This is a genomic window from Rhizobium sp. 01T417, assembly GCF_056398905.1.
On record NZ_JBFTQH010000043.1, the window covers coordinates 1 to 24,987 of the forward strand.

At 60.8% G+C, this 24,987-nt stretch carries 27 protein-coding genes and 2 pseudogenes; 20 read left to right on the top strand and 9 right to left on the bottom strand.

Annotated elements, in window-relative coordinates; all coding sequences use genetic code 11:
- The 7 genes and pseudogenes from AC1DPR_RS27050 to AC1DPR_RS27080 form a co-directional block, all read left to right on the top strand.
- A pseudogene (locus AC1DPR_RS27050) lies at positions 1-124 on the top strand (erythrose-4-phosphate dehydrogenase); the annotation flags it as partial.
- Between the two features lie 133 nt (positions 125-257).
- Complete coding sequence (locus AC1DPR_RS27055) at positions 258-386, top strand: hypothetical protein (RefSeq protein WP_018858864.1); 129 nt, start codon at positions 258-260, stop codon at positions 384-386.
- Between the two features lie 92 nt (positions 387-478).
- Positions 479-799: a hypothetical protein gene (locus AC1DPR_RS27060; RefSeq protein WP_477817562.1), complete on the top strand. Its 321-nt coding sequence runs from the start codon at positions 479-481 to the stop codon at positions 797-799.
- Between the two features lie 335 nt (positions 800-1,134).
- Entirely contained in the window at positions 1,135-2,985 is a 1,851-nt protein-coding gene (locus AC1DPR_RS27065) for a potassium/proton antiporter (RefSeq protein WP_477817563.1), read from the top strand.
- A gap of 70 nt (positions 2,986-3,055) precedes the next feature.
- Complete coding sequence (locus AC1DPR_RS27070; RefSeq protein WP_018858867.1) at positions 3,056-4,258, top strand: phosphoglycerate kinase; 1,203 nt, start codon at positions 3,056-3,058, stop codon at positions 4,256-4,258.
- A gap of 222 nt (positions 4,259-4,480) precedes the next feature.
- Positions 4,481-5,506: a class I fructose-bisphosphate aldolase gene (locus tag AC1DPR_RS27075; protein ID WP_018858868.1), complete on the top strand. Its 1,026-nt coding sequence runs from the start codon at positions 4,481-4,483 to the stop codon at positions 5,504-5,506.
- Positions 5,507-5,646: 140 nt separating this feature from the next.
- Positions 5,647-6,564, top strand: coding sequence for a PhzF family phenazine biosynthesis protein (locus AC1DPR_RS27080; RefSeq protein ID WP_477817564.1), 918 nt, complete (start codon positions 5,647-5,649; stop codon positions 6,562-6,564).
- Here AC1DPR_RS27080 and AC1DPR_RS27085 read toward each other — a convergent pair.
- Positions 6,561-6,725: a hypothetical protein gene (locus AC1DPR_RS27085; RefSeq protein WP_018858870.1), complete on the bottom strand. Its 165-nt coding sequence runs from the start codon at positions 6,723-6,725 to the stop codon at positions 6,561-6,563. The genes AC1DPR_RS27080 and AC1DPR_RS27085 overlap by 4 nt on opposite strands.
- 170 nt (positions 6,726-6,895) lie before the next feature.
- On the opposite strand from AC1DPR_RS27085, the gene AC1DPR_RS27090 reads away from it, so the two are divergent.
- The 3 genes from AC1DPR_RS27090 (at position 6,896) to rcdA (ending at position 9,283) form a co-directional block, all read left to right on the top strand.
- On the top strand, positions 6,896-8,176 hold the full coding sequence (locus AC1DPR_RS27090; protein ID WP_018858871.1) for an MFS transporter: 1,281 nt from the start codon (positions 6,896-6,898) through the stop codon (positions 8,174-8,176).
- 22 nt (positions 8,177-8,198) lie between these two features.
- On the top strand, positions 8,199-8,390 hold the full coding sequence (locus AC1DPR_RS27095) for a DUF1192 domain-containing protein (protein WP_018858872.1): 192 nt from the start codon (positions 8,199-8,201) through the stop codon (positions 8,388-8,390).
- A 377-nt stretch (positions 8,391-8,767) separates the two neighbouring features.
- A complete protein-coding gene (gene rcdA, locus AC1DPR_RS27100) occupies positions 8,768-9,283 on the top strand; it encodes a protease adaptor protein RcdA (RefSeq protein ID WP_477817565.1) in 516 nt (171 codons plus the stop codon).
- A gap of 346 nt (positions 9,284-9,629) precedes the next feature.
- On the opposite strand, the pseudogene AC1DPR_RS27105 reads toward rcdA, so the two are convergent.
- Positions 9,630-10,111: pseudogene (locus tag AC1DPR_RS27105) on the bottom strand (RidA family protein).
- A 19-nt stretch (positions 10,112-10,130) separates the two neighbouring features.
- Positions 10,131-10,565: a cupin domain-containing protein gene (locus tag AC1DPR_RS27110; protein WP_025660882.1), complete on the bottom strand. Its 435-nt coding sequence runs from the start codon at positions 10,563-10,565 to the stop codon at positions 10,131-10,133.
- A 118-nt stretch (positions 10,566-10,683) separates the two neighbouring features.
- Between AC1DPR_RS27110 and AC1DPR_RS27115 the strand changes: the two genes are divergently transcribed.
- Positions 10,684-12,258 (top strand): winged helix-turn-helix domain-containing tetratricopeptide repeat protein, encoded by a 1,575-nt coding sequence (locus tag AC1DPR_RS27115; RefSeq protein ID WP_018858876.1) that lies wholly within the window; start codon positions 10,684-10,686, stop codon positions 12,256-12,258.
- Between the two features lie 4 nt (positions 12,259-12,262).
- A complete protein-coding gene (locus AC1DPR_RS27120) occupies positions 12,263-12,502 on the top strand; it encodes a hypothetical protein (RefSeq protein WP_018858877.1) in 240 nt (79 codons plus the stop codon).
- A 62-nt stretch (positions 12,503-12,564) separates the two neighbouring features.
- Here AC1DPR_RS27120 and rpmE read toward each other — a convergent pair whose 3' ends face one another.
- Positions 12,565-12,786: a 50S ribosomal protein L31 gene (rpmE, locus tag AC1DPR_RS27125; protein ID WP_007527409.1), complete on the bottom strand. Its 222-nt coding sequence runs from the start codon at positions 12,784-12,786 to the stop codon at positions 12,565-12,567.
- A 193-nt stretch (positions 12,787-12,979) separates the two neighbouring features.
- On the opposite strand from rpmE, the gene AC1DPR_RS27130 reads away from it, so the two are divergent.
- From AC1DPR_RS27130 to AC1DPR_RS27145, 4 genes are all read left to right on the top strand, one after another.
- Positions 12,980-14,782, top strand: a complete 1,803-nt coding sequence (locus tag AC1DPR_RS27130; protein ID WP_477817577.1) for an ABC transporter transmembrane domain-containing protein — start codon at positions 12,980-12,982, stop codon at positions 14,780-14,782.
- Positions 14,783-14,931: 149 nt separating this feature from the next.
- Positions 14,932-15,210, top strand: a complete 279-nt coding sequence (locus AC1DPR_RS27135; protein ID WP_477817566.1) for a hypothetical protein — start codon at positions 14,932-14,934, stop codon at positions 15,208-15,210.
- Positions 15,210-15,374, top strand: coding sequence for a hypothetical protein (locus AC1DPR_RS27140; protein ID WP_477817567.1), 165 nt, complete (start codon positions 15,210-15,212; stop codon positions 15,372-15,374). The genes AC1DPR_RS27135 and AC1DPR_RS27140 overlap by 1 nt, the downstream gene beginning before the upstream one ends.
- A gap of 150 nt (positions 15,375-15,524) precedes the next feature.
- Positions 15,525-15,713: a YegP family protein gene (locus AC1DPR_RS27145; RefSeq protein ID WP_018858881.1), complete on the top strand. Its 189-nt coding sequence runs from the start codon at positions 15,525-15,527 to the stop codon at positions 15,711-15,713.
- Between the two features lie 30 nt (positions 15,714-15,743).
- On the opposite strand, the gene AC1DPR_RS27150 is transcribed toward AC1DPR_RS27145, so the two are convergent.
- A complete protein-coding gene (locus AC1DPR_RS27150) occupies positions 15,744-17,384 on the bottom strand; it encodes an FAD-binding dehydrogenase (protein ID WP_477817568.1) in 1,641 nt (546 codons plus the stop codon).
- Positions 17,385-17,605: 221 nt separating this feature from the next.
- On the opposite strand from AC1DPR_RS27150, the gene AC1DPR_RS27155 reads away from it, so the two are divergent.
- A complete protein-coding gene (locus AC1DPR_RS27155) occupies positions 17,606-17,944 on the top strand; it encodes a YciI family protein (RefSeq protein ID WP_025660879.1) in 339 nt (112 codons plus the stop codon).
- Positions 17,945-17,951: 7 nt separating this feature from the next.
- On the top strand, positions 17,952-19,202 hold the full coding sequence (locus tag AC1DPR_RS27160) for a DUF6596 domain-containing protein (protein WP_113161477.1): 1,251 nt from the start codon (positions 17,952-17,954) through the stop codon (positions 19,200-19,202).
- Between the two features lie 2 nt (positions 19,203-19,204).
- Here AC1DPR_RS27160 and AC1DPR_RS27165 read toward each other — a convergent pair whose 3' ends face one another.
- The 3 genes from AC1DPR_RS27165 to AC1DPR_RS27175 form a co-directional block, all read right to left on the bottom strand.
- On the bottom strand, positions 19,205-20,236 hold the full coding sequence (locus AC1DPR_RS27165; RefSeq protein WP_025660877.1) for a peptidoglycan -binding protein: 1,032 nt from the start codon (positions 20,234-20,236) through the stop codon (positions 19,205-19,207).
- Positions 20,237-20,239: 3 nt separating this feature from the next.
- Positions 20,240-21,340 carry a hypothetical protein gene (locus AC1DPR_RS27170; RefSeq protein WP_018858886.1) on the bottom strand — a complete coding sequence of 367 codons (1,101 nt, stop codon included), beginning with the start codon at positions 21,338-21,340 and terminating at the stop codon, positions 20,240-20,242.
- A 101-nt stretch (positions 21,341-21,441) separates the two neighbouring features.
- A complete protein-coding gene (locus AC1DPR_RS27175; RefSeq protein ID WP_018858887.1) occupies positions 21,442-22,242 on the bottom strand; it encodes an inositol monophosphatase family protein in 801 nt (266 codons plus the stop codon).
- A gap of 214 nt (positions 22,243-22,456) precedes the next feature.
- Here AC1DPR_RS27175 and AC1DPR_RS27180 point away from each other — a divergent pair, with 214 nt between their 5' ends.
- Both AC1DPR_RS27180 and AC1DPR_RS27185 read left to right on the top strand, forming a co-directional pair.
- Complete coding sequence (locus tag AC1DPR_RS27180) at positions 22,457-23,035, top strand: TetR/AcrR family transcriptional regulator (protein ID WP_477817578.1); 579 nt, start codon at positions 22,457-22,459, stop codon at positions 23,033-23,035.
- A 71-nt stretch (positions 23,036-23,106) separates the two neighbouring features.
- Complete coding sequence (locus AC1DPR_RS27185) at positions 23,107-23,847, top strand: 3-oxoacyl-ACP reductase family protein (protein WP_477817569.1); 741 nt, start codon at positions 23,107-23,109, stop codon at positions 23,845-23,847.
- Between the two features lie 55 nt (positions 23,848-23,902).
- Here the strand turns inward: AC1DPR_RS27185 and AC1DPR_RS27190 are convergent, their stop codons facing one another.
- Positions 23,903-24,985 carry a tetratricopeptide repeat protein gene (locus AC1DPR_RS27190; protein ID WP_018858890.1) on the bottom strand — a complete coding sequence of 361 codons (1,083 nt, stop codon included), beginning with the start codon at positions 24,983-24,985 and terminating at the stop codon, positions 23,903-23,905.
- Positions 24,986-24,987: the final 2 nt, after the last annotated feature.

Consider the following 24,987-nt stretch of genomic DNA (forward strand, 5'->3'; position numbering starts at 1 on the left):
CGCAACGGATCAGACGAAGGTCATGGAAGGCAACTTCGTGCGCGTCCTGTCCTGGTACGACAACGAGTGGGGCTTCTCCAGCCGCATGTCTGATACGGCTGTCGCTTTCGCAAAGCTCATCTAAGAGCGTCCCGACATGAATCGTCGAAAGCGGCTCGGGCGACCGGGCCGCTTTTCTTTTGAAGCCAAACTGACTAGCGTCATAGAGACAAGATAATGCCGGATGTTGGCTGGCGGACTCATCCATGAGAATTCTCATGACAATCATCGTTCTGCTCATGATTGCGAGCGTGCTGAGTCTCAGCCTTGTTGGCGGGCGCAACTCGAAGCAGATCGCCGAAGGGCAGCCGTTAATGGCGTCCACACGCGTCATGGGACCTCGATAGTCCGTTTGCCCGAACGATTAGACTGGCGCGCCGCAGCCGATCACCGTACTGTTCATCGAAGCTGGACGGCACAGAAGCGAAAGAGAATTTTGATGGACTACTTTACGATCGAGATCGGCGGACAGGCGATCGCAAGCTTTCGCTCCGAGAATGCCAATGATGCCGAGAATTTCTTCGAGGCCGAGGATTTCCGCGAGGATCTGACGGTTCTGCAATCGCAGGGCAAGCCGGTCTGGGACGGCGTCACGGAACTCAAGCTGCGCAAGGCGACCGCCGAAGAGGCAAGCGAAGTCGAGCACGCCTATGAGTTCGACGATGATCCGGAGCGAACGATTGACGATGAATTTGTCGTCTTTCTGATCCCGATTTCCGACATCGTCGATGACGAGGACGATGAGGACGAAGACGCCTGAGCAGCGCGATCGGGCAAGAAGCCGACGGTGCGCTTCTCCATGACCGCTCATTGATTGAGAGGAAACGCGCGAGAGCGCAACTTCTGCCCTCCTATCGCCCGATTTGCTCATACACTCGATTCATGCTCCTTCGTGAGCACTCACCCGGTTTTGCCGTCAGGCACGCCAAAACAGCAGCATGAAGCCGCAAAACAGCACGGGGTCGACCGCAAGGCCTACCCATCCTGTTTGTTTTGCCGTTTACTCATAGCGGGCTTGAGTGACCACGAAAGGGCGATTGGATGGACTGCGGGACCGGGGGCGGTCTGCATTGAATTGCGGGTAAGGGGACAGGCATGGAAGCGTTTTATATCGTCGTACTGGTATCGACGACGCTCGTGCTTCTCGCCGCATTCTCCAGCCTGCTCGCCTTCCGCTTCGGCGCCCCCCTCCTCCTGCTCTTTCTCGCGATCGGCCTGCTTGCTGGATCTGATGGCCTCGGGATCCAGTTCAGCAACAATTATCTGGCCTACTTCCTCGGCTCCATCGCGCTTGCCGTCATCCTGTTCGACTCCGGTTTCGGAACGCCGGTCCAAGCCTTCAAGCTTGCGGCGATACCCTCTCTGACGCTCGCCTCGGTCGGCGTTCTGATAACAGCGGCACTCATTGGTGTTGCCGCCATGTGGCTGCTGAACTTCACGTGGCTGGAAGGCCTGCTGCTCGGCTCGATCGTCTCCTCCACCGACGCTGCCGCCGTCTTCTTCCTGCTGCGCATCGGCGGCATCAATATTCGTGACAAGGTGCGCTCAACACTGGAGGTTGAATCGGGAACCAACGACCCGATGGCGATCTTCCTGACCATCGCCCTCGTAGAGATCCTTGCCAGCGGCGAGCGCTATCACGGCATCAACATCGGTATGCTCGCCATGTTCGTGCAGGAGATGGGCCTCGGCGTCATCCTCGGTCTGCTCGGCGGCATGATGATCTCGCTGATCGTCAGCCAGCTGGAAACCGATCGCGGCCTGACCCCGATATTCGTGCTGGCCCTGGCGCTGCTGGTCTTTTCGGCGACGGGCGCGGTCGGCGGCAGCGGCTTCCTTGCCGTCTATGTCGCCGGCATCTACGCGGGCAATCGCAAGCTGCAAGGCCATGCCTCTATCAAGCGCTTCCAGAGCGGCATGACCTGGCTTGCCCAGATCATTATGTTCCTGGTCTTGGGACTGCTTGCGATGCCGTCGCAGTTTCCGGCGATTGCCGTTCCCGCCGTGCTGCTCGCCCTGTTCCTGATCTTCATCGCGCGCCCGCTCGCCATCTGGCTCTCGTTGCTCCCCTTCGACTATACGCAGCGGGAGATCGGCTTTGTCGCGTGGGTCGGCTTGCGCGGCGCCGTTTCGATCCTGCTCGCCATCATGCCCATTCTCGGCGGCTTGGAGAACAGCCAGATCTATTTCAACACCGCCTTCATCATCGTGCTCGTCTCGCTTCTCGTGCAGGGCTGGACGATCAAGCCGGTCGCCAAGAAGCTGGGGCTCATCATCCCGCCGCGCATGGGTGCCGTCGACAAGGTCGAAGTCGATCTGCCGGGTGCGGCAAACCACGAGCTCCTCTCCTACCGCGTTATCAAGGACAGCCCGGTGCTTCGCGGCGAACGCATCCCGCGCTGGGCGACGCCGTCGCTCGTCATCCGCGACGGCAAGTCGATGCGTTATCAATATGCGGGCCGGCTACGCGAGAACGACCTCGTCTATCTGTTCGTCGTGCCGTCCTACTCGCGGCTGCTCGACAAGCTCTTTGCCAGCCGCGCGCCGGTGGAAGAGGATGACGCCGATTTCTTCGGCGCATTCGCGCTATCGCCCGCCCGGCCAGCGGCCGATCTCGACGCCGCCTATGGCCCCGGCCTGCTGAACGAATCCGAGAAAGGGCTGACGATCGCCGAACTGATGAAGCATCGTCTGGGCGGCAAGGCGGATTATGCGGACCGGGTCCGTCTCGGCTCGATCATTCTCATCGTCCGCGATCTCGATGATCAGGACCACATCACTTCGGTCGGCATGTCGCTGGAGGCTGTAGAGCCCGCCACCACCCTGCCGATCTTCCTCAATTTGCACGACATCATCGATCGCATCCGCGACCGCATCAAAGGTCGCAGAAGCCGGGAAGCAGCGGCTGCGGCGGCATCAGCCAAGGGCGATCAAAACCCGCCATGAGTGCCTTGCGTCTGCGATCATCCTTGCTATGGTCGCCGCATCTTTTGGGCAATAACGAACGGATTTTTCCATGCCTTCCTTCAAGACCCTCGACGACCTCAACGATGTTGCCGGCAAGCGCGTCCTCGTTCGCGTTGACCTCAATGTTCCGGTCAAAGACGGCAAAGTAACCGACACCACACGCATCGAGCGTGTTGCCCCGACGATCCTGGAGCTCTCCAACAAAGGTGCCAAGGTCATCCTGCTGGCGCACTTCGGCCGCCCTAAGGATGGCCCGTCGCAGGACCTTTCGCTGTCGCTGATCGCTCCGTCCGTCGAGGAGGTGCTGGACCACTCCGTGGCAACCGCCGGCGACTGCATCGGCGCAGCAGCAGCGGAGGCAGTTGGTGCGATGAAGAACGGTGACATCCTGCTCATGGAAAACACCCGCTTCCACAAGGGCGAAGAGAAGAACGACCCCGATTTCGTCAAGGCGCTTGCGGCGAACGGCGACATCTACGTCAACGACGCCTTCTCTGCTGCCCACCGCGCACATGCCTCGACGGAAGGCCTCGCCCATCATCTTCCCGCCCATGCGGGCCGCACCATGCAGGCCGAGCTTGAGGCCCTTGAGAGTGGTCTCGGCAACCCGGCCCGTCCTGTCGTCGCCATCGTCGGCGGCGCCAAGGTTTCGACCAAGATCGACCTCTTGATGAACCTTGTGAAGAAAGTCGATGCGCTGGTGATCGGCGGCGGCATGGCAAACACCTTCATTGCCGCCCGCGGCACGAATGTCGGCAAGTCGCTCTGCGAGCACGATCTTGCAGACACCGCCAAGCAGATCATGATCGAAGCGGCCACGGCCGGCTGCGCCATCATTCTGCCGGAAGACGGCGTCGTTGCCCGCGAATTCAAGGCAAACGCCGCCAACGAAACGGTCGCAATCGACGCGATCCCCAATGACGCTATGGTGCTGGACGTCGGCCCGAAGTCGGTCGAGGCGATCAAGGCATGGATCGAGCGCGCCAATACGCTGGTCTGGAATGGCCCGCTCGGCGCGTTCGAGATCGAGCCTTTCGACAAGGCAACCGTCGCGGCAGCGAAATTTGCGGCCGAGCGCACGAAGGCCGGCAAGCTCACCTCGGTGGCCGGCGGTGGCGATACGGTCTCGGCGTTGAACCACGCCGGCGTGGCCGACGATTTCAGCTATGTGTCGACGGCCGGCGGCGCCTTCCTTGAGTGGATGGAAGGCAAAGTGCTCCCCGGTGTCGCTGTGCTCAACAAGCACAAATAATTCAAGCGAACGAATTTAACAAATTTTACATGTAGATAGACCGCGGCGCGAAAGCTCCGCGGTCTTTTGCTCATTTGGAGTACAAAAGCCCAAACTTTCAAACGATTAAAAAAAATTCAAACGTTTCAGACAATTTTGCTGCCGTTTTCCCACCCATAAACTTCTGTTATCCGCGACCTATATCTACTGGTTGACGATTTTTTTGCTGTGGAGAGAAACGATATGAGCGAACGTTTGGAAGACATTGCCGTGCGTATGGTGGCTGGTGGCCGCGGGCTGCTTGCAGCAGATGAATCGACAGCCACAATCGGGAAGCGGTTCGACACGATCGGACTTGAATCGACGGAAACGAGCCGTCGCGACTACCGCGAAATGCTGTTCCGCACCGAAGACGCGATGCGTCAGTATATCTCCGGCGTGATCCTCTACGAAGAGACCCTCCACCAGAAGGCAGCAGACGGCACGCCCCTTGTCGACGTCATCCGTGCGGCCGACAGCATCCCGGGCATCAAGGTCGATATCGGCGCAAAGCCGATGGCAGCCTATCCCGGCGAAACCATCACCGAAGGCCTCGACGGCCTCGCAGACCGTCTTGCGAAGTATTATGAAGCCGGCGCCCGCTTCGCCAAGTGGCGCGGCGTTATCGCAATCTCCTCCACGCTGCCCACCTGGGGCTCCATGAAAGCCAACGCCCACGCCCTCGCCCGCTATGCCGCGCTGTGCCAGCAGGCCAACATCGTGCCGATCGTCGAACCGGAATGCCTGATGGACGGCAAGCCAGGCGACCACAACATCGATCGCTGCGCCGAGGTCACCGAATGGACGCTGCGCACCGTCTTCAAGGAATTGGCAGACGCCCGCGTCAGCCTCGAAGGCATGATCCTCAAGCCGAACATGGTCATCGACGGCAAGAACGCCCGCAAGGCTTCCGTCGCCGAGGTCGCCGAGCGCACGGTCGAGGTGCTGAAGCGCACCGTTCCGTCGGCCGTTCCCGGCATTGCCTTCCTCTCGGGTGGCCAGTCCACCGAAGAAGCGTCGGCGCATCTTTCCGCGATCAACTCCGGTTATGACCTGCCGTGGACTGTGACCTTCTCTTACGGCCGCGCACTGCAGGATACGGCACTGAAGGCTTGGGGCGGCAAGCAGGAAAACATTGCCGCCGGCCAGCGTGCCTTTGCCCACCGCGCCGAAATGAACAGCCTCGCCGCCAAGGGCAGCTGGAAGAAGGATCTGGAGAAGGCGGCCTAAGCCATCTTCTGATCGACAAGAAAAGCAAAACCGGTCGTCGCAGACGGCCGGTTTCTGCATTGTAAGGGCGACAACTTTCCGGCTTCTGCAGCCGGCGGATCGCCGGTAGAGATCGTGGTATCAGCCCTCTCGGAGCCGCCATGAGAACCGTTGCCTTCACGACAGTCGATGTCTTCACCTGTACTCGCTTCGAAGGCAACCCGCTCGCCGTGATGACGGACGCGCGTGGCCTGACGGACGCAGACATGCAGAATATTGCCGCCGAGTTCGGCTATTCGGAAGTCACCTTCGTGCTGCCGCCAGAAGATCCGGTAAATACCGCCCGTGTCCGCATCTTCACACCCACCATGGAGGTTCCCTTTGCGGGGCATCCGAACGTCGGGACGGCTTATGTGCTCGGCCAACAGCGCGAGGTCTTCGGACGGCCGGTCGGCGACAGCCTGCGCTTCGAAGAGAAGGCGGGTCTCGTCGAGGTCAACCTGAAGCGTGACGACGGTGAGGTGCTGTCGGCATCGATTCGTGCGCCGAAGCCGCTCACCATCGGCAACACGATATCCGAGGAAACCGTTGCGCGCTGTATAGTGATCGAGCCGCAGGAAATCCGGGTGGCGAAGCACCGACCGGTTGTCGCCTCCGTTGGACTGAGTTTCGCCGTCGCGGAACTGGCAGACCTTGCCGCCCTCGGTCGCGCCCGCCCGAACCTCACCTATTTCCAGGATGCCGCCGGCCCGACTGCCGAAGGCAATCACGATTTCTCGCTTTTCGTCTATGTGCGCTCCCAGGAAGAGCCGTGGACGATCCGCGCCCGGATGTTCGCGCCGCTCGACAACGTTGCGGAGGATCCGGCGACCGGCAGCGCCTCGGCAGCCCTCGGCGCCTACCTCGTTTCGCTGGAGCCGGATGCGGACATGAACGTTTCGCTCACCATCGAGCAAGGCGTCGAGATGGGACGCCGCAGCATCATCGGCATCGAAGCCGTCAAGAAGGACGGCATCGTTTCCGATGTGACGATCTCGGGCAGCTGCGCGCCGGTCATGCGCGGCGAAATCACGTACTAAACGAACAGATCGCGGCCAAGCAGCGCCACCGCCCAGACCCCAAACGCGATCAGGGCGATCTTCCAGAAATCCATGCGCCGCCGCAGCCCCGGAACGCCCAGCGGCTTGATCAGCTGAATCGCCATCGCCAAGATGAGCAGCAGAGCGATCAGCTTCGTCATGTCTTTATTTTTCCATCTCTTCTGAATGTCACAGGACGGACATTTTTTCACGTCACGACTGTATTTATTCATGCCGTAAAGGCATTTGGGGGCACAATCAATCATCTCGAGGCTGGGCGACACTCCGTGTTGCCATCTGTCTTTGCAATCAACGCATAGAGTCTGGCTATATGAAAAGAAATCTGCTGTCCGTCGCCTCGCTTCTCTTCGGGACGCTGTTTCTCTTCATGGGCAATGGGTTGCAGGGCATCCTGCTTCCGGTTCGCGGCAACCTGGAAGGCTACGCGACAACCACGCTCGGCCTGCTCGGCACGTCCTGGGCTGCCGGCTTCGTCATCGGTTGCCTCGTCGCGCCGAAATTGGTGCGCCGCGTTGGCCATGTCCGTGCCTTCTCCGGCTTCATTGCGATTATCGCGATCATCGCCCTGGTCAGCGGCATTATCATCCACCCCGTCTGGTGGGTGCTGCTGCGCGCCGTCACCGGTTTTGCGACCGCCGGCACCTCGATGATCATCGAGAGCTGGCTGAACGAGCGCGCCACAAACGAGAGCCGCGGCGCAATCTTCTCGCTGTATATCGCCATCACGCTCTTCGGCGTCGTGGCGGGTCAGATGATGATCCCGCTCGAGGATGTTCGCACGCCTGTCCTGTTCATGGTCTGCGGCATCTTCTACTGCATCGCGATGCTGCCGACGACGCTCTCGACCGCAGCCTCGCCGCAGCCGCTGAAGGCCGTGAAGCTGGATCTTCCGGCCCTTTACCGCAACTCCCCGGTCTCCTGCCTTGGCATTCTCCTCGTCGGCATCGCCAACGGCGCATACGGAACGCTGGGCGCTGTCTTCGGCGCAGGCTCCGGCCTGTCCGACACCAGCATCGCCATCATGATGAGCTCCACCATCTTCGCGGGCGCCGTGATGCAGCTGCCGGCAGGGCGGCTTTCCGACCGCATCGACCGGCGCTATGTGCTGGCAGCCATGTCGGCCATCGCGGCCTTCGCCGGCCTGTTGATCGCCATCCTGCAACCATCGTCACCGGCCTTCATCATCGGCCTCGTCGTCCTTTACGGCGCCGTTGCCAACACCCTCTATCCGATCGCGGTTGCGCACGCCAACGACTTTGCCTCGGCAGAGGATTTCGTAAAGGTTTCGGGCGGCTTGTTGCTCCTCTACGGCATCGGCACCATCATCGGCCCGACCATCGGCGGCCCCGTCATGTCGATGATCAATCCGCACGCCCTCTTCCTGGTGACGGCAATCGCCCATGTGTTGATCACCGCCTATGCCATCATCCGCAGCCGCATGCGCGCCGCCGTTCCCGCCGGCGATCGCGACGCCTTTACCACCATTCCGACGGCTACATCGCAGACGCTGACGCCCGAAAGCATGTCGCTTGCCGACCGCGGAACCGGCAAGACTCCCGAAACCGGCGATCCTGCCCTAAAATATAGCTGAGGCATACAAGGGAGGATAGCATATGAGCTTCATCGACGATGACCGGCCGCAGAAGAAGGTTGCCCACGAGATCGGGGCCGACCTCTCCACCCTATCGGTCGACGAGTTGAGAGCGCGCGTGGAGCTGCTCAAGGCGGAAATCGTAAGACTCGAGGCGGAAGCTGCCAGCAAGACATCGACAAGATCAGCGGCGGAGAGCCTCTTCCGCTCGTAATTCGTCGGCTGACTATTGCAGAAAGCTAACGACCGAAGAGTGTTAATCCGAGACAGGTTTAAGCGGCCATTAAGCTTTATAAGGTATTACTGTACTCATCCAGTTCTTCTCTGGATCTCAGACAGTTTTCCATGCGGTGAATTGGTCTGATTTTTCTCCCTGTTTTACCTTGAGAGCCGCTTTTGCGGCTCTTCTTTTTTTATTGCGCTGGGGACCATTTCCATGAAACTGTGGAAGTTAACCCTTTCTTAAGAAACGCCTTGCGCAATTCGGCTAAAGCTACCATTTTAAACGCATAAAGACTGGCCGAGGAAACTTTTTCCCTTCGACTGGCGTTACCTGACCATAAGTAGATGCGTGCAACAGGGACTGTTTAAATGTCAGAGCTTGGATTGAACACGATCAGTTTTGCAGGTCGCGCTGCCGCATCCTCGCAGTTCAAGACACTATATTCGGAAGGCATGTCGCTGGTTGAAGAAACCGCCGCCTATCTCGATGGCCAGGGCCGCGCTGCCTCCAAGGTTCTGCCGCGCATGGCATCCGTCCTCTATGCCGCTGAATCGATGCGCCTGACCACCCGCCTGATGCAGATGGCCTCCTGGCTACTGCTGCAGCGCGCCGTCAACAATGGCGAGATGTCGCGCGATCAGGTTCTGGCCGAGAAGAACAAGGTTCGCCTCGACGGCTTCAACGTCGACCGCAATGCGCCGGGCTGGGGCGATCTGCCGGAATCCTTCCGCGACCTGATCGAACGCTCGTTGCGCCTGCAGAATCGTGTCGCCCTGCTCGATCGCGAAATCTACCGTCCGCCGGAAGCCCCGATCGTTCCCGACAACCAGAACAGCGTACAGGCTCAGCTGAGCCTGCTGCAGACGGCCTTCGGCAACAACTGAACCGCCGCAACCTGAATTCACGAAACCGGCGGCGTCCCGCGCAGCCGGTTTTTCTTTGTGCGCACAACAACCACGCGACTCAACGTAGTGGCGAGGCAGCAAATGCGTTGACGCAAGGAGGGACACCTCCTGCCTCCTTCCGGCCCTTGCGGACCCGCGGGTTCCTGCATGGGAGGCTTTCGTATGCCTGACGGCACCCGAAACACTAAACCATATCGGTCGTGGAGAACAGCTTTGCCCCGTCCGAAAAGCAGACGTTGGCGGCGACGACAGCTGGAGGTCGCGGTTGCGCCATGAACGTCATTCGCGCCGCACCCCGCAAAGGTCGTGAACCGACCCTAAGGGGTCACCCGTCAATTTCCACTTCCGCTTCGCAGTTTACAGGCGCATTCAAAGGGATGGCCATGCCGATGGACGAGCGGGCGTGGGCGCCAACGTCAGGGCCGTACAGCTCCAGTATCAAATCGGAATAACCGTTTGTGACCAGCGGGGTCTCATTGAAACCCGGAGCAACATTCACCATGGCGAAGACGCGCAGCCACGCCGTAACCCGATCGAGGTTTCCGACTGCCCGCTGAGGCTCGCGAGATGAGCCAGGGCACCGAGCCGCGCTGACGCGTAACCCTGCTCAGGCGAAACCTCGGTCCCGACCTTGCCGAGGGGTTTCGCCAATGTCCCATCCCGGCTGCACGCGACGTGACCCGATATGTCGGCGCGGTTGCCGCGCACCCGGACCCAGGCGAAAGGCATACGCAGCCCCTCGCGAACTTTCAGAGGCTCGGGCAGTTCCAGACCCATAGCGGCCAGACGTTGTTCGATGATCGCCATAGCGCACCTCTGAGCCTGATTAGGGTACGATGTCGTCAAGTTCCGGCATCAGCACGACACTCTCGTTCGCTGCGGGGTCGTTGCGGGCAGCGAGGAACTCGGCGTTTTCCGTGCTGCGGTTCACGGCAAGATGCGGAACGCCGGCCGGAATGAACAGGTAGTCGCCGGGGAGGACCTTTTCGCATCGTTCAAGCTCGGCCCCCGACCAAATCTCGATCTCTTTGCCCGCGGTCATAAGCAGGGCCGTCTCGTGTCCCTGATGGCGATGGGCGCTGGTTCGTCGTCCTGCGGGTAGCGAGATCATCCCGAGCCACAGCATGCTGGATCCGACGCTCTCCGCCGAGACTCCCGAGCGATAGACAGATCCCTGCTCGGCGACATAGCTGTCACTGCCGCGTACGATTTTCGCGGTTGATGCATGAGCATTCTTCGCTTGCATTGTTTCGTTCTCCATCGTTCCCACCACTTCAACTGCTGCATGGAGCTGAATCTGCGCGCGGAGCCGGCGCAAGTCCTGAACGAAGGCCGAAAAATTCCGAAAACTGCGAAATCGGGCGTATCATTCCCAAGTCATGAACACCCAGCACCTTGTATTCGGCCCCTTCGAGTTCATTACCGAGAACGGATGCCTTCTCCGTGATAACAGGCCTGTCGCCATCGGCGCCCGCGGCGCTTCGCTGCTTGCCGTTCTGCTCGCGGCAGATGGGCGCATCGTCGCCAAGTCGGCGCTGATGGATGCTGTTTGGCCGGGCCTCGCCGTCGAGGAGAGTAATCTTTCCGTTCAGATTGCTGCCCTTCGCAAGCTGCTCGGCCCGGCATCAGACGGCGGCGACTGGATCGTTACGGTCCCACGGGTGGGATACAGATTTTCCGGTCCGGTGGAGAGCCGGACCGACGGACCCGGTAGCGAAGGGCATGCGGAGGCGAGATCCAGCCCCGCGATCGCAGTACTGCCTTTCGAGGATCTTGGCGGAGATGCCGAGAGACAATATCTGGCCGACGGTATCGCCGACGACCTGATCGTGGCGCTCGCCCGGTTCCGATGGTTCCGCGTCGCGTCGCGTGGGGCGAGTTTCGCAATGAGGAATGGCCCGAGGGATCCGAAGTCTATCGCGCACGAACTTGGCGTTGATTTTCTGGTGGATGGAGCCATCCGGCATACCTGCGATCGGATGCGGATATCGGTTTACCTTGCCGACGCAATGAAGGATGTCACTGTCTGGTCCGAACATTACGATCTTCAGGTGGCCGAGGTATTTGCAGTGCAGGACGCCATCGCCGAGCGGATTGCAGCGGCGGTCGAGCCGGAACTGCTGTTGCGGCATGGACTTCAGGTTGCTCCGCACACCGGCAACGTGACCGCATGGGACCTTGTACGGCAAGGTACATTCAATTTTCACAAGGTAACGCAGCCAACCCATCTTCTCGCAAGGAGATTCTTCCGGGAGGCCGCGGAGCTCGATCCCATGCTTCCAGAGGCGCAGATCTGGCGGGCACGGGTCAACGCAGGCCTCATCGCCTATGGCTGGACAGAAAATCCCGCCGCGGACGGGAAGGAAGGTCTCGATGCGGCCTTGCGGGCGATATATCTCGACGCCCGAAATCCGTATGCGCACTATGCGCTGGCGATTGTGTCGGCCTACACAGGCAGGGCTGACCAGGCGATCCTCGCAGCCGAGCGGTCCATCGAACTCGGTCCTAGCTTCGCCTTGGGGTATCTCGTCCTCGGCATGGCCCGCCTTTTCGTGGGCGATGCGGCCGGCGCGCGAAAGCCACTGGCTCGGGGCCTCGAACTCAACCCCCATGATCCGCAGAATGCGGCCTGGTTCAGTTTCTTGATGCTTGCGCTGTTCTTTTCGGGCGACGTCGAGGGCGCACTTGACACGGGACGAATGGCGCTAAAGGCGCGGCCTGACTGGCCGGCGCTGCTCCGCATTCAGGCGTGCTGCCACACGGCGTTGGGACATAGTCAGGAGGCTCGCCGTTTCTCCGCCGCTGTAGGCGATCTCCCGGAGCCTGCCGGCGATGCGCTTGGTCCGTTCAGAGATAGCAACAAGGAATGGGCGACCCGTCTCGAGGGCCTGCTGCAAGAGGCAGAACATCAAACGACCGGTTCCGGTCGTAACGCCATCTTTCCTGAAGACTAGGCAAATGACCGCTTTCCACCCTCTCGCGACGTTCCTGCCGAGCGGCGGCAATAACGAAGCAGGTCAGCTCGAGACCTCAATCCGGATCGTTGAATGTCTGCTATCGCTTTTCCCATGCCAGAAACGCGCAGCGGGTTCGTTCTCCGGCCACAAGTCGGTCGCCCGTCACGAGCGTGTCGAAGTCCACTCACGGCGCAAAGCTGCCGTGGTGGATGCTGGAAATCGGCTTGGTGCTATTTCCTGAGCAATTCCACAAAAAAGCCCCGCCGAAGCGGGGCTCTTTCAAACTCTGCCAAGCGACAGCGATTAGAGGCCGAGGCCGCCGAAACGCTTGTTGAACTTGGAAACGCGACCGCCGCGGTCCATGAGTTGCTGGTTGCCACCAGTCCATGCCGGATGCGACTTGGAGTCGATTTCGAGGTTCATGACTGCGCCTTCAGAACCCCAGGTCGAGCGGGTTTCGTATTCGGTGCCGTCGGTCATGACTACCTTGATCGTGTGGTAGTCGGGATGGATATCTGCCTTCATAACAATCTTCCTGCCATGCAACGTCCAATTTGACGCATATTCGTTGCGACAAGAGGACCGATTGAATAAATGAAGCCGCAGACGCAAAAGGCTACGGCTTCCCATTAGGATGGGCTGCCTATACATGAAGGCCGGCAGGATAACAAGAGCCATCAGCCGCGGATGAGCGGTGTCGAAGGCGATCGGAGACGAATTGGCATACGCAGGGCAACCCGAGGAAAAGAAGTCTCGTTCGCTGAAGCCGCTCGGCAGGTTGACACCCTATGTGATGCACTATCGCGGCATGGTCACAGGGGCGCTTGCCGCCCTGGCACTTGCCGCTGTCACTTCGCTTGCTCTGCCGCTCGCCGTCCGCCGCATGATCGACCATGGCTTCACACAGGCCGACGGCAGTTTCATCAACAGCTATTTCCTGATGCTGATGATCATGGCGATCGTGCTCGCCATCGCGAGCGCCCTTCGCTACTACTTCGTCATCACCCTTGGTGAGCGTGTGGTATCCGATTTGCGCCGCGATGTTTTCAATCACGTCACGCGCCTGTCTCCCTCGTTCTTCGACGTCAACCAGTCCGGCGAGATCGTCTCGCGCCTGACGGCGGACACGACGCAGATCAAGTCGGCTGTCGGCGCGACGGCCTCCGTCGCCCTGCGCAACCTCATTCTCTGTCTCGGCGCGATGGGCATGATGATCGTGACGTCGCCAAAGCTGTCCAGCCTGGTGATCGGTGCGATCCCGTTGATCGTCTTTCCGTTGGTCGGCTTCGGCCGCTCCGTCCGGAAGCGCTCGCGCTCGGCTCAGGATACGCTGGCCGACGCCTCTGCTTTCGCCAACGAAACGATTGCGGCCAGCCGTACCGTCCAGGCCTTCGGGGGCGAGGATGCCGCCGCCTCGCGTTACGGGATGGCCGTCGAAACCGCCTATGACGCTGCCCGGGCCGCAATTCGCTCGCGCGCCCTGCTGACCGGCATCGCCATTACCCTCATCTTCGGCAGCGTCGTCGCCGTTCTCTGGGTCGGCGCCCATAACGTCCTCGCCGGCACGTTGTCGCCAGGCACTCTTGGCCAGTTTCTTCTCTACTCCGTCATTGCCGCAGGCTCGCTCGGCGCACTCTCCGAGGTATGGGGCGAGCTCTCGCAGGCCGCGGGAGCGGCCGATCGGCTGACGGAATTGCTCGACGAGGTTTCCCCGATTTCCGCACCGGCTGCGCCCGTTGCCTTGCCCGCTCCGGCGCAAGGCCGTGTCCTGTTTACCGACGTGCATTTCGCCTATCCCTCACGGCCGGAGCGATCCGCGCTGCATGGCTTGAATTTCGGCGTCGCTCCCGGCGAAACCGTCGCGATCGTTGGCCCCTCCGGCGCCGGAAAAAGCACCGTCTTCTCGCTGCTGCTGCGCTTCTATGACCCGCAGAAGGGCGCCGTGATGATCGACGGAGTGGATGCACGCAGCAGCGACCCCGACGAACTGCGCAAGCGCCTAGCGATCGTGCCCCAGGACGTCACGATCTTTGCGGCTTCCATTCACGACAACATCGCCTTCGGCCGTCCCGAGGCAAGCCGCGAAGAGGTGCGGGCCGCCGCGATCGCTGCACAGGCCGACGAATTCATCGCTCGTTTGGAGAAGGGATACGACACCGAGGTGGGAGAGCGCGGCATCACGCTTTCCGGCGGTCAACGCCAGCGCATCGCCATCGCCCGCGCCATCCTCAAGGACGCACCGGTCCTGCTTCTCGACGAAGCGACGTCGGCCCTGGACGCCGAAAGCGAAACGCTTGTGCAGAAGGCCCTCGACGGGTTGATGACCGGCCGCACCACGCTCGTCATCGCCCATCGCCTCGCGACCGTGCTGAAGGCCGACCGTATCCTCGTCATGGATCAGGGACGCGTTGTCGAAGAGGGAACACATCAGAGCCTCATCAGGGAGGGCGGCATATACGCCAAGCTTGCGAGGCTGCAGTTCGAAACCGGCGCCGGGGACTTTCTCGCCGCTGCAAGATGATTGCCTGACCACACGCTCTTCCTCGACCCCCGGCCTCCGCCGGTTGCAACGGCGTGTGATCTTTGCGTGTATATTTACATAATGCACGCAAAGATTACACCCGGTTTATGGGTGAACGCCATGTCGTCGCGTTCTGAGGGGAGGCTCAGTTGAACTCGATAAGCTTTGCCGAGATGCTAGTCGTACTCGTCGCCGTAGCCGTCGTCATAACGATGCTGCTGTGCTATCGCTCGCTGCGGGAGGCCCGGGATTGGTCGCTCACCGATGCCTTGTCGGAGGAAGTCGCCTTGACGAAGACTGATACGGCCGGAAACGCCATTGATGCCGCCGGCAATGCGCTCGCAGCAGGGCAAGTCCCTCTCACCGTCACGATGATGAAGGCGAGCCGAGCCGCTTTATCGCGCTTGTCGGAACCGTCGCGATCCTGATGCTCTATGTCGGCTTTGGCCTTGCCTGCCTCCATCGCTTCGCCAGCGGCAACGAGATCCCCGATATGACGAAGGGCGCCAACTTCTTCTATTCCGGCCTGGTGCTCTTTGCGCCCTACCTGATCAACAAGTTTTCGTCGGTCTTCTCGATCTTCAAACCGTAAGACCTATACATCAGGGGCGTATGTCGTCCCTGACGGCCCGTCAGTCGCGTCGGTTGCAAAGCGCGCAAATATCCCGATGGAATAGTTGCGTTTTTTGTTCTAGGCTGCACCTGCAGATAGGACAACATCCTGATTCCGGGAGAAAAATCGATGTATAAGTTCGAAGTTTACAAGGACAAGGCTGGCGAGTTCCGTTTCCGTTTCAAAGCTCCGAATGGCGAAGCCATGTTCGGCTCCGAAGGCTATAAAGCCAAGGCATCGGCGCTCAGCGCCATCGAATCCATCAAGAAGAATTCTCCCGGCGCAGAAGTCGTCGACACGACGAAGGCTGAGGCCTGATCACATAAGGCGGCGCCACAAACGCCGCCTTTAAACTGCCCGCCCGGCTACCCTGGCGGAAAAGATGCAGCCGCCGAGGAAGGTTCCCTCGAGCGCATTGTATCCGTGCATACCTCCACCACCAAAACCCGCCACTTCACCCGCCGCATAAAGCCCCGGAACCGGATCGCCACCATGGCCGATCACGCGCGCGGATAGATCCGTCTCCAGACCACCGAGCGACTTGCGTGTCAGGATGTGCAGCCGCACGGCAATGAGCGGCCCGGCCCTGGGGTCAAGCAGTGCATGCGGCCTGGCCGTCCGCATCAAGCGATCCCCGAGATAGCGCCGCGCCCCTCGAATGGCGACCACCTGTGCGTCCTTGGCAAAGGGATTGGCGATCTCCCTGTCGCGCGCCTCGATCTGCGTCCTGAGGCGGCTCGCATCCACACGTTTTTCACCCGTCAACCCGTTCATGCCGTCGACAAGCGATTCCAGCGTGTCGCGAACGACGAAATCCTCGCCTTTGTCCATGAACGCACGAACCGGCCCCGGCGGCTCCTTGCCCAACCGCTTGAGAAGCAGGCGGATATCCTTGCCCGTGATATCAGGATTCTGCTCGGAACCGGAAAGGGCAAACTCCTTCTTGATGATTGCCTTGGTCAGGATGAACCAGCTGTGGTCCTGCCCGGTTGCGCAGATCGCCTTCAGAGTCCCCAGCGTATCGAAGCCGGGCATCGCTGGCGGAGTAAAGCGGTTACCCCAGGCGTCGCACCAGAAGGAGGAGGGACCCGGCAGGATGCGTATGCCGTGATTGCGCCAGATCGGGTCCCAATTCCTCACGCCCTCCGTGTAGTGCCACATCCGATCCGAATTGATCTCCCGCCCGCCAGCACGCTCGGCGATCTCGATCATTCGACCGTCTACATGGGCGGGCACGCCGGCGACCATTTCGGCCGGGGGCCGCCCCAACCTATCGACCGGCCATCTCCGGCGCACCGCGTCGTGATTACCCCCGATACCCCCTGATGTGACGATCGTCGCGCCGGCCCGAACCTCGAAGAGCGCCGAAAACATACGGTTTGTCTCCCGCCCTCGCACGGAAGCATCGGGCTGAAGGACCGAGCCGCAGGCGCCGCAGACGACGCCGTCCTGAACGAGAAGATCATCCACCTGATGCCGGAACAGAAGCGTAACAAGGCCCTTCGCTTCCGCTTCGCGCACGCGGCGAACAAAGGGGGCAAGCACAGCCGGCCCGGTTCCCCAGGTCACATGAAAGCGCGGTACGGAGTTTCCGTGGCCGTGCGCCAAGCCGCCTCCCCGCTCGGCCCAACCGACCACCGGGAACCAGCGCATTCCCTGCTGATAAAGCCATGAACGCTTTTCGCCTGCGGCGAACTCCAGATAGGCCTCTGCCCAGCGACGCGGCCAGTAGTCTTCCGGCCTGTCGAATGACGCGGACCCCATCCAGTCCTGTCGCGCCAGGCCGAGGTTGTCGCGAATGCCCAGCAGCCGCTGTTCAGGGCTGTCGACGAAGAACAGCCCGCCCAGAGACCAGAATGCCTGCCCACCGACGCTCTGTTCGCCCTCCTGCTCGACGATGCAGACCTTCCGTCCGCGCTCCGCTGCCTCCGCCGCCGCCACAAGCCCGGCAAGTCCTGCGCCGATGACCAGCACATCACATTCAATCAAAGCATTCTCCCCCAAAAGACACGAGCCTACGCGGAGCCCCGCCCGGCGACAACGCCACTTTTCCGCCGTGAAATTTTTTTGGCCGGATGTCGAAATGAGCCAACGCCGAGTCTCATTCTCTCGGAACGGTCTACCGCCGATCCCCCAAGCGTTGCAGCTTTCTGCTTTTGGTTCTTAGATGCCTGCACGCCGGTCAACACAACCATTCTGGAGGAATACACATGCAATACGCGCTCATCGTTCGCGAATCGTCGCGGGATTTTGCCCGCCGCGCCGATCCCACCTACCGCGACGGCTGGATCGCCTACACGCAGGCTCTGATCCAAGCCGGCATCATGACCGGCGGCGCCGGCCTGACCGCGCCCGAAACCGGCACGGTGGTGCGGCGCAAGGGCGAGGACCACGACGTGCAGGATGGTCCATACCCTGAGGGCAAGGAGCAGTTGGGAGGCTTCTATCTGATCGACGTACCGGACTTCGATACGGCGCTCGAATGGGCGACCCGGGTTCCGGTCTCCGCAGAAGGTTCGGTCGAAGTGCGCCCTCGCCTTCAGATGTGAGGCGGACATGACGGTCGAAGCCGAACGCGTCGCCGAAAGGGTGGCGCGTCAATCCTATGGCAAGCTGGTCGCCTTCCTGGCGGCCCGCTCCCGCGATCTGCCGGCCGCCGAGGATGCGTTGTCACAAGCGCTCGTCGATGCTCTGCGGGTCTGGCCGGAACGCGGCATCCCCGACAGGCCGGAGGCGTGGGTGCTGGTCGCTGCGCGGCGCAACCTCATGCGAGCTGCACGCCATCGATCCGTTCGCGAGAATGCGCGACCAACGATCGTCCTGGCCTTCGAGGAGGCCGAGGCGAGGATGAACGAAGTGGCCACCGACGCGTTGCCCGACGAACGCCTGAAGCTGCTTTTCGCCTGCACTCATCCGCAAATCGACAAGGGCATTCACACGCCGCTGATGCTGCAAGTCGTGTTGGGCATCGACGCAAAAGCAATCGCGCAGGCCTTCGTGGTTTCGCCTGCCGCCATGGGCCAGCGGTTGGTCCGGGCCAAGGCGAACATTCGCGATACCGGCATCGGGTTTGCCATACCCGATCGACACTCGCTGCCCGAGCGTCTGTCCGCCGTTCTTTCCGCAATCTACGCGGCCTACGGGCTTGGTTGGGACAATCTCGATGGCGCCGATGGCGGTCGCAGTGGCCTTTCCAGCGAAGCCATCTGGCTCTGCCGGGCGCTGCTTTCAATGCTTCCCGAAGAGCCAGAGGTGATCGGTTTGCTTGCCCTGATGCTCTATTGCGAGGGTCGACGTGCCGCGCGGCACAATGCCGAGGGCGAGTACATCGCGCTCGACAAGCAGTCGAGGGATCGCTGGAATGCGATCATGCTCGCCGAAGCCGACACGCTGCTCCGCAAGGCCGGCGCCGCCAACCGCTTCGGTCCGTTCCAGTGCATGGCCGCCATTCAATCCGTTCATGCCGCCCGCCGGCTGACAGGCCTGACGGACTGGGACGCTCTCGTGATCTTGTATGATGCGCTGCTGATGATGCAGCCGACGATCGGCGCCCGCGTCAGCCGTGCCGCCGTTCTCGGTCGCACGAAGGGACCCAAAGCTGGGCTGGCGTCTCTCGACGCCATGGACGCAAAGGAAATCAGAGCCTACCAGCCCTATTGGGCCGTTCGCGCGCACTTGCTGACGGAAGTTGGAGACTATCCGGCGGCAGAGGCCGCCTACCTTTCGGCAATCGGCCTCAGCGACAGCCCGGCGGTGCGCTGTTTCCTGATGGATCGCCTCACCGACGTTCGGTCGGGCGTCGCGTAACCCTACTTCTCGGTCAGCTTGAGCTCGATACGACGGTTGGTTGCGCGCGCCTCGGGCGTGTCGCCTGGTGCGATCGGCTGGAACTCGCCGAAGCCGGCGGCGACGAGACGGTCGGCCGGCACGCCGTGGGAAATCAGGAACTTGACGACCGAGATCGCACGTGCGGACGACAGCTGCCAGTTATCGACATATCGTCCGGTGCCCGCGAGCGGCACATTGTCCGTATGCCCATCGACACGCAGTACCCAGTTGATCTCAGGCGGAATTTCCTTGGCAACGTCGAGGAGCGCCGTCGCAAGCTTTGCCATCTCGACCTGCCCGTCCGGATTGAGATCCGCACTGCCCGAGGGAAACAGCACTTCCGACTGGAAGACGAAGCGGTCGCCGACAATCCTGATATTCTCGCGGTCGGACAGGATCTCGCGCAGGCGTCCGAAGAAGTCTGACCGGTAGCGGTTGAGCTCCTGCACGCGTTGCGCAAGAGCGACGTTCAGGCGCCGTCCGAGATCGGCGATCTTCGCCTGCGAACTCTGATCCTTCTGCTCGGAAGCCTGCAGAGCAGCTTCGACAGCGGCGATCTGGCTGCGCAAGGCGGCGATCTGCTGGTTGAGAAGCTCGACCTGGCTCATCGCCCGGTCACTCATCTGCTTCTGTTCGTCGAGTTCCTTCGTCAGGTTGCCGACACGTGCTTCCGCAGCGCTTTGTCCGCCCGACCCAGCATCAAGGAGCGCCTTCAGGCGGGATCTTTCGCTCTCGGCGGACGCTAGGGAGGCCTGCAGATTGGCGACGCTATCCTCGAGGTCCTGCTTGCTTCCCTTCTCCAGGGCGAGAAGCTGCGTCAATTCGTTGATCTGGCTGTTCAGCCGATTCAACACCTCGTCCCGGCCCGTAATCTCACGGCTCAGGATATATTGTCCGACCACGAAGACGGTCAGCACGAACATGATGGAGATCAGCAGTGTCGATAGTGCATCAACGAAACCTGGCCAGTAGTCCACCGCGCGTTGGGGGCGACGATTGCGGGCAAGAGCCATGGCTTACTTGCCCTCGGTCTTTTCGGGTTGCTGCATGCGTTGAGAGCGTTCGCCTGAGCCGTGCTTTTCCTGCGAGCCGATCCTCTCAGCCAGGCGATCGAGCGTGCGCCGCATCGCCTTCGTCTCGTCCTGCTGCGCCTCGATCCAGTCGCGAAGCATCTGCTGTTCATTGCGCATGTTCTTGACTAGGCCCTGAATGCCTTCGGCAAGGTTTGCCATTGCCGCAACCGACCTCTGGGTGCCGCCGCTGCCTTCCTCTGAGATCCGGCGCATATATTCGGAGAGCGCCCGAACGTCGTCCGGTGAGACCGCCGAGTTGGGATTGATGGTCGGGATCGCCACATCGGAGCCGACGTCGGTCACTGACGAAAGCCAGTTCTCCAGCTCCATGTAGAAGCGGTTCTGAGCACGGCCTGCCTGCAGATCAAGGAAACCCAAGATGAGCGAGCCGGACAAGCCAAGCAGCGACGACGAGAATGCCTGGCCCATGCCCGAAAGCGGCATCGAAAGCCCCTCCTTCAGCGCTCCGAGAACATCGGTCGAACCGTTCGAACCCGCGTCGAGCGTCTGAATAACCGAGCTGATCGAACCGATCGTGCCGATAAGACCCCAGAACGTACCAAGCAGGCCGAGAAAGACGAGGAGGCCGATCAGGTAGCGCGACACGTCGCGCGATTCATCGAGGCGGTTGGCAATGGAATCGAGAATGGAGCGAAACGCCGCCGTCGAGATTCCCGCCGAAGCGCTGCGGCTGCCGATCAGAGTCCGCATCGGAGCAAGCAGCTTCGGATTGCGGCCGACCTTGTCGGCGCTGCCTGCAGCGCGGAACGAATTGAACCACCGTACTTCCGGGCGCAACGACAGCACATGGCTGAAGACGAGGATGATACCGACCGCCAATACGCCGAGGATCAAACCGTTAAGGCCCGGATTGTGCATGAAAGCGGTCTGCGTCTGCCGGAAAAGAATGGCTGCGATGAACCCGACGATGATCAGAAACAGCACCATCGTCCAAAGAAACGGCATCGGACTGGAAAGTTTATAGCTGTAATTACCCGTGGTTTTTTCGGTCGAGCCGAACTCAGCCACATTCACATTTTCCATAGGTTCCGCAGCCTCCGGATTCATTTCAGCCGGAGACTAGAGCAACATTGTGCCGAATTGAAGTATGCGCGGAACGAAAACCGTGCCTTTACAACAGCGATTTACCGAGCCGGGATCGGGCGCTTGGCGACTTCAAGCAATGCCTTTTGGATATACTCGTTGCCTGCAACCACCGAGCCCGTCTCGAGAATGGACGAGCCGCCTTCCCAATCGGACACGTAGCCGCCGGCTTCGCGGATGAGCAGGATGCCCGCAGCGATATCCCAGGCCGACAACGCAGTTTCCCAATAGCCATCAAACCGACCGGCAGCCACATAGGCGAGATCGAGCGACGCCGCGCCCATGCGACGAATCCCGGCAACTTCGCCCATGACGTGCCGGAGTTCAACGAGGAACTTGCCGTGGTTTCCACGGCCGAGGTGCGGCACGCCGCAGGCAATGACGGAATCAGACAGCACGCGGCGTGCGCCGACACGCAGACGGCGATCGTTCAGGAAGGCGCCGCCGCCGCGTTCAGCGGTGTAGAGTTCGTCCGTCGCAGGATTGAAGACGACACCAGCCACGATTTCATTGTTGCGCTCGAGCGCGATCGATACCGCAAACATCGGGATGCCGTGCAGGAAGTTTGTCGTGCCGTCGAGCGGATCGACGATCCAGCGATGCGCTCCGTCCGTGCCCTTGATTTCCTCGCTCTCTTCGCCGAGGAAGCCATAGGTCGGGCGGGCCTTCAGCAGTTCGTCCTTAACGATCTTTTCGGCCTTGCGGTCGGCATTCGAGACGAAATCGCCCGGGCCTTTCACCGAGACCTGCAGGTTCTGCACTTCCCCGAAATCACGTCCCAGCGACTTGCCTGCCTTGATGGCAGCCTGAACCATGACATTGAGGAGAGCTGAACGAGCCATGTGAGCACTTTTCCTTGAGCGGTAAACGGTATGCGCTGTCAGGGTGGGAAAGGTCCCTGATCGCCGGAGAAGGCGGCGCTCGATAAGATTGGCGGCCTCAAGACCACAAAATCGGGAAAATTTCAAGAGGAGACCGTAGAACCACGACGCCGACGGAGAAATGCGACTCAAATATTTCTGGACAGATTGATCCGGAATTGCTATTTGCGTGTCCATGGCAAGGCACAAGGAATTCGACAAAGACAATGCTCTCGACGCTGCGATCGGCGTCTTCTCCCAGCATGGCTATGAGGGCAGCTCCACCGACACCCTGCTTGCGGCGATGAAGATCAGCCGGCAGAGCATGTATGATACCTTCGGCGACAAGCGCAGTCTCTACCTCCAGGCTCTGAAGCGTTACAATACCGACAGTATTCTGCGCATCATCGCGGACATGCAAAACGGCGCGCAACCGCTTGATGCCCTGGAGGCTGCCCTGTTCGCCTTCGCATCTCGACCTGCCTCGGAGGCGTCGAAGGGCTGCCTCGGCGTCAGCGCGATTTGCGAGTTTGGCCGCACCGACGCAGATGTGGCGACCTTGACTGACAGCGCCTCGGCAATGCTTGCCAAGGCAATCTTCACGCTGCTGAAGGATGGCCAGAGGAAAGGCCAGCTATCGGCGGAAATCGATCCCGAAACCGCCACCCAGTTTCTCGGTGCCACCCTATCCGGCATGAAAGTCAGCGCCCGCAACGGCGCAAGCCCCGAAACCCTGCGCACCATCGCCAGGCTCGCAATCCGCAGCCTTCGATAACAGCCCAATCGAAGAGCGCTGATTTTCCGCACCCGATTCTAGATTAAACAGTCCAGTAAGGAGAAATGAAAATGACGAAACCACTTGAAGGAAAGGTCGCAATCGTGACCGGCGGCTCACGCGGCATCGGCGCGGCGATCGTTCGCAGGCTGGCGATGGATGGCGCCACAGTCGCCTTCACCTTTGCCAATTCCAAGGAGAAAGCTGAAGCAATCAAAGCTGAGATCGAGTTGAAGGGCGGCAGGGCACTTGCCATTCAAGCCGACAGCGCGGATGCCGCAGCACTGCAGCGAGCCATCGACAAGGCTGCCGATCACTTTGGCTCCATCGACATTCTCGTCAACAACGCAGGAATCCTGTTGTTGAATAGCTTGGAAACCTTCCCTCTGGAGGACTTCGACCGCATGTTCGCCGTCAATGTGCGGGCCGTCTTTGCCGGCACGCAGGCCGCAGCGAAACATATGCATGAAGGCGGTCGGATCATCACCATCGGCAGCGTGACCGCGGAACGCAGCGGCTTTCCGACATCCGCTGTCTACAGCATGACCAAGGGCGCAGTCGCTGCGATGATGCGCGGCCTCGCGCGCGATCTCGGCCTGCGCGGCATTACCGTCAACACGATCCAGCCCGGGCCTACCGAGACGGACATGAATACCGATCCGCATGCCAATGAGATGTTGAAGGGGTTGATTGCCCTCGGTCGCATGGGAAAAGACCGCGAGATTGCAAGCCTTGCGGCCTATCTCGCAAGTTCAGAAGCGTCCTTCATCACCGGCGCCAGCCTGACGATCGACGGCGGCTATCTCGCCTGAGACAGAAAGCCGGCGGCACGAGCCGCCGGTCGTTCAGAGCCTTTCAGGGGTTAAATCACTGAAGCCGGCGGAATTTGTTGGCAGCATCGATGGCCGCCTTCTGCTGGTCGTCCTCGATGCCGAGATAGAAGTCTTCAAGTTCCGGGTCGGGCAGACCGGCGCGGCGCGACAGGACATACCATTTCGCGGCCTCGACAGGATCCGGCTTGGTTCCAAGCGCGTTGATATAGAGGTGCGCGAGCTTGTTCTGCGCAACGACGTTGCCACGATTGGCGGCAAGCCTCAGCCACTGGAAACCCTTGACGAAATCGCGCGGGCCGTTTTGACCGTTGACCAGCCAGATGCCAAGATCGACTTGGGCGGTGTCGAAGCCGGCATGCGCAGCACGTGCCATCCATTCGCGCGCCAGCTGCTTCTTTTCCTCCGGCAAGTCGGGCAGCGAGGCGTAAATCTCCGCCACCGCATACTGCGCGTCGGCGATGCCCTGTTCGGCAGACTTCTCATAATAAGGCAGGGCAAGCTTCAATCCCTTGTCGCCGGGATTGTCGGTCGTGAGGATCTGGCCCCAGTTGAATTGCGCCGAAGCATTTCCGCCATCGGCCGCCTTGTGCATGTATTCGTCGGCCTTGGCCTTGTCGCGCTTGACGTACCGGCCCTCGATCAGCATCAGCGCGTATTTGAACATTGCTGCAGCGTCGCCGCCTTCCGCACCCTTGCTGTACCAGAAGGCCGCGTTCTTCATGTCGCGTTTGACGCCCAGTCCGTCCGCCAGAAGCTCACCCATAAGCGTCTGCGCTGCCGGATCGCCGAGTTGTGCGCGGGCCAGAGCCTTTTCCATCGCCGTCAGATAGTAGCCGCGCTGATAGGCGCCGTAGGCCTCATCGACAACGCCCTTATAATCCTTTTCCGGCGGCAGGTCCGGCAACTTCGCACCCATGCGGTCGAAAACGCCAACGCCCGTCGAGGGTCCCGTGCCATCGGTCTGCGGCCGCCCGGCTTTGAGCGACTCTGGGGCGGTCGCCAGTGGCCGTGTCACGACATTGTCGACAACCTGGGCCGAAGCGCCATGGGTAAATCCCACCAAAATGGCGACAGTAAAGGCAGCGGACAGGCGCAGATGACGGGCTAGGATCGGCATGA

Bases quoted from the DNA above. Each gene is read 5' to 3' on its own strand.
- AC1DPR_RS27070 (WP_018858867.1), top strand. From the start codon at position 3,056: ATGCCTTCCTTCAAGACCCTCGACGACCTCAACGATGTTGCCGGCAAG.
- AC1DPR_RS27110 (WP_025660882.1), bottom strand. From the start codon at position 10,565: ATGGAGAACGAAACAATGCAAGCGAAGAATGCTCATGCATCAACCGCG.
- AC1DPR_RS27055 (WP_018858864.1), top strand. From the start codon at position 258: ATGACAATCATCGTTCTGCTCATGATTGCGAGCGTGCTGAGTCTCAGC.
- AC1DPR_RS27160 (WP_113161477.1), top strand. From the start codon at position 17,952: ATGACGGTCGAAGCCGAACGCGTCGCCGAAAGGGTGGCGCGTCAATCC.
- AC1DPR_RS27165 (WP_025660877.1), bottom strand. From the start codon at position 20,236: ATGGCTCTTGCCCGCAATCGTCGCCCCCAACGCGCGGTGGACTACTGG.
- AC1DPR_RS27060 (WP_477817562.1), top strand. From the start codon at position 479: ATGGACTACTTTACGATCGAGATCGGCGGACAGGCGATCGCAAGCTTT.
- AC1DPR_RS27075 (WP_018858868.1), top strand. From the start codon at position 4,481: ATGAGCGAACGTTTGGAAGACATTGCCGTGCGTATGGTGGCTGGTGGC.
- AC1DPR_RS27090 (WP_018858871.1), top strand. From the start codon at position 6,896: ATGAAAAGAAATCTGCTGTCCGTCGCCTCGCTTCTCTTCGGGACGCTG.
- AC1DPR_RS27085 (WP_018858870.1), bottom strand. From the start codon at position 6,725: ATGACGAAGCTGATCGCTCTGCTGCTCATCTTGGCGATGGCGATTCAG.
- AC1DPR_RS27170 (WP_018858886.1), bottom strand. From the start codon at position 21,340: ATGGAAAATGTGAATGTGGCTGAGTTCGGCTCGACCGAAAAAACCACG.
- AC1DPR_RS27185 (WP_477817569.1), top strand. From the start codon at position 23,107: ATGACGAAACCACTTGAAGGAAAGGTCGCAATCGTGACCGGCGGCTCA.
- AC1DPR_RS27120 (WP_018858877.1), top strand. From the start codon at position 12,263: ATGACCGCTTTCCACCCTCTCGCGACGTTCCTGCCGAGCGGCGGCAAT.
- rpmE (WP_007527409.1), bottom strand. From the start codon at position 12,786: ATGAAGGCAGATATCCATCCCGACTACCACACGATCAAGGTAGTCATG.
- AC1DPR_RS27190 (WP_018858890.1), bottom strand. From the start codon at position 24,985: ATGCCGATCCTAGCCCGTCATCTGCGCCTGTCCGCTGCCTTTACTGTC.
- AC1DPR_RS27175 (WP_018858887.1), bottom strand. From the start codon at position 22,242: ATGGCTCGTTCAGCTCTCCTCAATGTCATGGTTCAGGCTGCCATCAAG.
- AC1DPR_RS27180 (WP_477817578.1), top strand. From the start codon at position 22,457: ATGGCAAGGCACAAGGAATTCGACAAAGACAATGCTCTCGACGCTGCG.
- rcdA (WP_477817565.1), top strand. From the start codon at position 8,768: ATGTCAGAGCTTGGATTGAACACGATCAGTTTTGCAGGTCGCGCTGCC.
- AC1DPR_RS27080 (WP_477817564.1), top strand. From the start codon at position 5,647: ATGAGAACCGTTGCCTTCACGACAGTCGATGTCTTCACCTGTACTCGC.
- AC1DPR_RS27155 (WP_025660879.1), top strand. From the start codon at position 17,606: ATGCAATACGCGCTCATCGTTCGCGAATCGTCGCGGGATTTTGCCCGC.
- AC1DPR_RS27065 (WP_477817563.1), top strand. From the start codon at position 1,135: ATGGAAGCGTTTTATATCGTCGTACTGGTATCGACGACGCTCGTGCTT.
- AC1DPR_RS27115 (WP_018858876.1), top strand. From the start codon at position 10,684: ATGAACACCCAGCACCTTGTATTCGGCCCCTTCGAGTTCATTACCGAG.
- AC1DPR_RS27145 (WP_018858881.1), top strand. From the start codon at position 15,525: ATGTATAAGTTCGAAGTTTACAAGGACAAGGCTGGCGAGTTCCGTTTC.
- AC1DPR_RS27140 (WP_477817567.1), top strand. From the start codon at position 15,210: ATGCTCTATGTCGGCTTTGGCCTTGCCTGCCTCCATCGCTTCGCCAGC.
- AC1DPR_RS27095 (WP_018858872.1), top strand. From the start codon at position 8,199: ATGAGCTTCATCGACGATGACCGGCCGCAGAAGAAGGTTGCCCACGAG.